Consider the following 5,319-nt stretch of genomic DNA (forward strand, 5'->3'; position numbering starts at 1 on the left):
ATCCGATAAAGGAGCCCCCGAATTTATCCGTGCGGTCAAGGCTTCAATCTAAAATCTAAAATCTAAAATCTAAAATCCATTGACTACTGCCTTCTACCTTCAGAAGACGCTCAACGTCTATAATCAGCAAGTTAAATATTTACTGCAAGACATATGGAAGCACCACATAAAGATTTGCTACAACAAATAGCCCGACTATCGGAAACTTATGCTAATTTGGCCGATCGCCTATCCCAAGCAGCAAAGCAACTGCAAAACTCCGGCCTTCCTCCCTCTGACAGCTTGCTGCAAGAAGTAGCCACCTACAGTCGCAACTTTGCCACAGTCCAAAAACAAGCTCTCGATCTCAACAAATCCGGTATCACACCAGGGGAAATTACTTCCCTCAAAGACATTCAAAACTTAGTCGAGACTGCCTCCGCTTCTGAAGGAAAAGCAGAAATTCGCGATGCAGCATTGAAAGTGATCGATCGAGTATTGGCGATCGCCCACCGCGAACAAAGCGACTTCGCGCCCTTACAATCAGTTCATGCCAGAGCCCGCGAACTGCAGCGCGCGATTTCCGAATCAACCCCAACTCAACTGCATTCGGACGCAGAATCCTTAGTCAGCGGCAAACACCCAGTTTCAGCAGTGCTCGCCCTGGTGGAACAGCAAGACAAATTAGATGACGAACAGTGGGTAATTCTCGAAGAAACAGTCAGCGCCGCTTTTGGCAAACAAATAGCCGTAGCCATTTCCAGAGGCAAATTAACCATTGCTGAGATGGTAAAAGCAGCACCTGCAAAAGTCGAACCCGCATTTAAACCAGCGCCAGAACAAAAAATCAGCGCCGAACCTTTGCCAGAAGTGATTGTCATCCCGTCAGGAAATGTGGCACCGAAACAAGTTACAGTTGCGCCACAGATCCAGATTTTGGAATCTCCCGCACCTTCTGTCCCCATGCACGAGGTAATTATTGTTCCCAGCGTGGAAGTACCTAAGTCTCTTCAGACAACCGGTTCCGGGAACATTGTCTTTGGCGCACCTCGGGACATTCAACCAGCGGTGGCAGTAGAGGGCGGTTTGGGAATCAAAGTTTTGGTGCACATTCAGGGAATTGGCGATCGAACTTTCGGTGCTCAAGAATACGCGGGTTCTAAGGGTCAAGGGCGGCGCGTCGAAGGATTTGCGATTAATATCGATCCGCCAATTCCCGGCTTAAATGTCGAGTACATGGCTCACGTCGAAGGTGTTGGGGATACTCCTTGGCTTAGCGAAGGAGAATTGGCGGGTTTTCGGGGTCAAGCCAAACGAATTGAGGGATTTGCGGTGCGGTTGAGCGGGCCGCAAGCTGATAAGTACGACGTATTTTATAGCGCTCACATTCAGAATATCGGCGACACCGATGTGTCCTCCAACGGCGAATATTGCGGCACTCGCGGCAAAGCTTTGAGAATAGAGGGCATCAAAGTTTGGATCGCGCAGTCTGCGAGTTCCCAAGTTGTGGCGCCTGTGGGTTTAAAAGTGTTGGCGCATATTCAAGGAATTGGCGATCGAACTTTTAGCGATCGAGAATATGCAGGCACTCGCGCCAAAGGCCTCCGCGTCGAAGGATTTCAAATTAAAATAGAGCCTCCCGTTGCCGGTTTAAATTTGCAGTACATGGCTCACGTTGAAGGAGTTGGCGATACTGCTTGGATCTCGGAAGGAGAGTTAGCCGGTTTCCGGGGCAAAGCTAAGCGGATTGAGGGATTTGCCGCGCGACTGACAGGGCCGGAAGCTGATAAATACGACGTATTTTATACGGCTCACATTCAGAATGTGGGCGATACTCCTGTTACTGCTAACGGTCAATATTGCGGCACTCGCGGCAAAGGTTTGAGGGTTGAGGGGATGACGGTTTGGGTTGAGCCGAAAGCCTAAAAATCTAGAATGAATGGAAAATTTGCATGGGATTTTCCATTCATTTTGTGTTTTTATATCATGTTTAATTGGTTCGTTTTTGTAAAATTGGCGACCTCGTAGGGGCGGGTTTTACCAACTATCTACGCCAAAAACTAATCATCCCATAAACCCGCCCCATCTGTCAACGGTAAACCTCTACCTACATTTTTACCCTTAGATAAAAGTCAAGGTTGATATAGGTTATTAGTTGTGGGGGGGCGGGTTTATGAGATTGTTTGCGTGCGTCCAAGATTATTGGTAAAACCCGCCCCTACAGCATCAAAAACACTTGCACAATTTACGCTAGCAGACACGATATTAATGGTGCAGCAGGTGCGATAAGCTTTCTACAGCATGAGCGATCGCACTTGGAGCAGATTCGCAAGCTGCAGTTTCGGCGGCGCAGTGGCCGGCATGGAGTGCGTTTCCGACAGCCTGACTCCCTCCCTCCACCGCATCGGCACCAAATTGACCGCGATATGTTTCTTGGACCATTTCAGCTTGAATTTTGCTGGTGGTCTCTTCGGGATTCGTTTCCCAATTGCGGATTGTTTGGACAATCTCGATCGCAGCCCAAATCAGCATTCCGATTACGATCGCAGCAATCAAGTATCCCATAGCTTTCAAAAAAATTGAGGTTAGCTTTATATAATTTAACGCAGCAATTGGCAGTCAGCAGGATAAAACATATCTGATGCGAGTTCGGATTTCCGCCTCTTCTAGTCTTCGGCAGCCGGATAGTTCGGCACTCAAGTAATAGTTTCAACAATCAATAACAGAGTAACTATTTTACAGTTTAACCTAATTTACACTGTAATTTAAACCCAAACAAAACCTATAATGGTCAACTAGAAAAAATTATGCCATACAGTCAATTTACTACGATCGCCAAAGCGAAACAAGCTTTCGGTCTCACAGTCCAAGAGGGATCTCGCTTTATACCTCCGCTAAACCCGATCGCACCCTCAGACATCCTCAGCGGTACTCTCAAAGATAGCCTCCCCATCGTCGCTACATCGGGAAGTGAAAAAGCGCGATCGGAAGGAATCATCTATCCCGTACTGCTGGAAGTGAGGCGGATTCTCGATCGCCAAATTAGCCTTTTTTCCGGCGAAGATTTCACCATCGACGAAGCTGTCGGACTGAATGGAGTGTTTGATTTTCTGCTAGCGCGATCGTCCCAAGTCCTAGAAATTGAAGCCCCCGCCGTTGTAATTGTCGCAGCTAAAAAGACCGACCTCAAAAGCGGATTGGGTCAGTGTATTGCCGAAATGGTTGCCGCTCAACGCTTCAATCAAGCCAAAGAAAAAAACATCCCCATCATTTATGGGAGCGTGAGTAATGGCATTCAATGGCAATTTATCAAACTCGAAAACCAAACTGTGACGATCGACTTATCCGTCTATCCTCTGCCCCCTGTCGAGCAAATCCTCAGCTTTTTCGTTTGGATGATGCAGAATGATGCCGTTAATTCAGAAACAATTTAACCTTCCAAAGCGGCCAAAAGACACAGCAACAAAGCCTCCGTCCACTCGACTACGGCACCGTAAGTATCGCCCGTGTGGCCGCCCAAACGGTGGTTAAACCAGGCTCCGGCAAAAATTCCGATCGCACTTCCCCCCAAAGCCATCCCCACCGCCAACAGCCACCGATCGCCCTCCAAGACAACTTGCACCACGCTCAAACTCAGCAGCAACAGCACTCCGGGGATAAAATCAAAAGGAGAATAAATTGATTCCTTGTGAAAAGCTCCCTTACCCTCGGCCCGGAGATAGGGATAGCGGGCGATCGCCACCAGTTGGGCCCACCTTCCCCAACCGGCGACACCCATCAAAGCCAGCCACCGATAGTTATTCAAGTCCGAGAGAGCGGCAGTTTTCAGCAGCACGATCGCGATCGCAGCCATCGCCCCAAAGGCTCCTGTAACGCTGTCCCGCATGACTTCCAGCCGACGCACGGGGTCGGGTACAGCCAGCCCGTCCGCCGCGTCCATTGCGCCGTCTAGGTGCAGCCCGCCAGTCACGGCGATACCCAAGACTACCACCAAGGCCGATCGAGTCAGAGCAGGCATTCCCAACAACTGCAACCCAACATCCGCCAGTCCCACCATCCCCCCAATCAAAAGCCCGATCGCCGGTGCCAAGCGGGCAATGCCCCGAAACTCCAAAGTCCAAGACACCGGTACTGGCAAACAAGTATAAAAAGCGACTGCGGCTGCGATGGCAGCGCCTTGATTCCGGAAAAAGTCGATCGTAGACCGAACCAATTTATCATCCACCATAAGATAGAAAATTTTTCATCTGGTATGCAGTTGTCAATCGATTAGCGTGTGCCAGAATTGGACTGTAACACCCTAGTTTTTTGGATCGAGCATTCCTCCTGTCGCCCGCTCTTTTCCCCGGAAAACCTCTGTCGGCAGCGATCCCCAAGCTCCCTATCTAAAAAGACTAAACTCAAGATCCGCGTTTCCCGTACCAAGAATTCTAGCTAACTCCCTGATTTTCAAGACGGGAAAATACTACAACAGAGGCTTTTACTCCATGAATCACGATCAATTGAATAACAGGGTAGTTGCTCCTTGCATCATCGATACAGGGATTGTCGTCAACAAACGCGATATCAAAAGATTGCTGTTTGATTTAGGACGTGTCCGCTACCTTCACATACAAGATGGCCAGATTTATAGCGAAGGGGAAGGTTATGTACTCGAAGTCTTCGCCAACCCCCAGCGTTCTACCCTGATTGCCAACCATGCGCTTTATTTGAACGTGTATAGTTTTGATTACCTGGAACTGAAACAGTCTCCTGAAGATGGTGCTTATTTTGAGTTGGTTCAAGACGGACGGCTGTTGCGGTTAATTCCCCTGTCCAATCCTTTGCAAGAGCAATTCGCCCGGAATTTAAATGCTGCGGCTTTGGATGCGGTTGTCGATCAGGTACTCTCAGGCAACTGGGATCTGCAATTGGACGAAGATGATTCCCCCTTTTAATGGTCAGTCAGTCGATTTTAGATTTTAGATTTTAGATTTACTTGCAGCGCCGTGAATCTGGGAGTTAGAACTAAGGTCTAAAATTTTTTGCCCTCCACGACGATTGTCGGAAACTTGTCTCCGTTTTTGGGCGGGGTCATTCGATTTTAGATTTTCGATTGTCGATTTTGGATTGACTTGCGCGAGATAAATTCGGGGGCTTGAGGATTTTCGATTGTCGGTTTTGGATTGATTCCACGGATAAATCACGTGGCGGGTACCATCTAGAAATTCTCGGTCATGGTTTTTTTTGTCGCGATGTCAACAACAATAGATTAAATAACACTCACATCTTGCACCATTCTCGCTTAACAGGCTTTTCGGCCTGTTCCACAAAGAGTGAATTTTCTTGTGGAACAGGCCG

At 48.3% G+C, this 5,319-nt stretch carries 5 protein-coding genes; 3 read left to right on the forward strand and 2 right to left on the reverse strand.

What is annotated here, in order from left to right:
• Positions 1–153 precede the first annotated feature (153 nt).
• Positions 154–1,905 (forward strand): hypothetical protein, encoded by a 1,752-nt coding sequence (locus QUB11_RS30640; protein WP_333392510.1) that lies wholly within the window; start codon positions 154–156, stop codon positions 1,903–1,905.
• 339 nt (positions 1,906–2,244) lie between these two features.
• On the opposite strand, the gene QUB11_RS30645 is transcribed toward QUB11_RS30640, so the two are convergent.
• The gene (locus QUB11_RS30645) at positions 2,245–2,544 is read right to left on the reverse strand and encodes a hypothetical protein (RefSeq protein ID WP_333392513.1); all 300 of its coding nucleotides are present in this window, start codon (positions 2,542–2,544) and stop codon (positions 2,245–2,247) included.
• A 242-nt stretch (positions 2,545–2,786) separates the two neighbouring features.
• Between QUB11_RS30645 and QUB11_RS30650 the strand changes: the two genes are divergently transcribed.
• Positions 2,787–3,413, forward strand: coding sequence for a hypothetical protein (locus QUB11_RS30650; RefSeq protein WP_333392515.1), 627 nt, complete (start codon positions 2,787–2,789; stop codon positions 3,411–3,413).
• Here the strand turns inward: QUB11_RS30650 and cobS are convergent.
• Positions 3,410–4,207, reverse strand: a complete 798-nt coding sequence (gene cobS / locus QUB11_RS30655) for an adenosylcobinamide-GDP ribazoletransferase (protein WP_333244768.1) — start codon at positions 4,205–4,207, stop codon at positions 3,410–3,412. The two genes, QUB11_RS30650 and cobS, sit on opposite strands and share 4 nt — an antisense overlap.
• Before the next feature lie 259 nt (positions 4,208–4,466).
• On the opposite strand from cobS, the gene QUB11_RS30660 reads away from it, so the two are divergent.
• A complete protein-coding gene (locus QUB11_RS30660) occupies positions 4,467–4,916 on the forward strand; it encodes a hypothetical protein (RefSeq protein ID WP_333392517.1) in 450 nt (149 codons plus the stop codon).
• The last annotated feature ends 403 nt before the right edge of the window (positions 4,917–5,319 follow it).

Source organism: Microcoleus sp. B6-A1, assembly GCF_036705085.1.
Classification (GTDB): Bacteria; Cyanobacteriota; Cyanobacteriia; order Cyanobacteriales; family Microcoleaceae; genus Microcoleus.

Excerpts from the sequence above, each read along its gene's own strand:
- QUB11_RS30640 (WP_333392510.1), top strand. The coding sequence starts at position 154 with ATGGAAGCACCACATAAAGATTTGCTACAACAAATAGCCCGACTATCG.
- QUB11_RS30645 (WP_333392513.1), bottom strand. The coding sequence starts at position 2,544 with ATGGGATACTTGATTGCTGCGATCGTAATCGGAATGCTGATTTGGGCT.
- QUB11_RS30650 (WP_333392515.1), top strand. The coding sequence starts at position 2,787 with ATGCCATACAGTCAATTTACTACGATCGCCAAAGCGAAACAAGCTTTC.
- cobS (WP_333244768.1), bottom strand. The coding sequence starts at position 4,207 with ATGGTGGATGATAAATTGGTTCGGTCTACGATCGACTTTTTCCGGAAT.
- QUB11_RS30660 (WP_333392517.1), top strand. The coding sequence starts at position 4,467 with ATGAATCACGATCAATTGAATAACAGGGTAGTTGCTCCTTGCATCATC.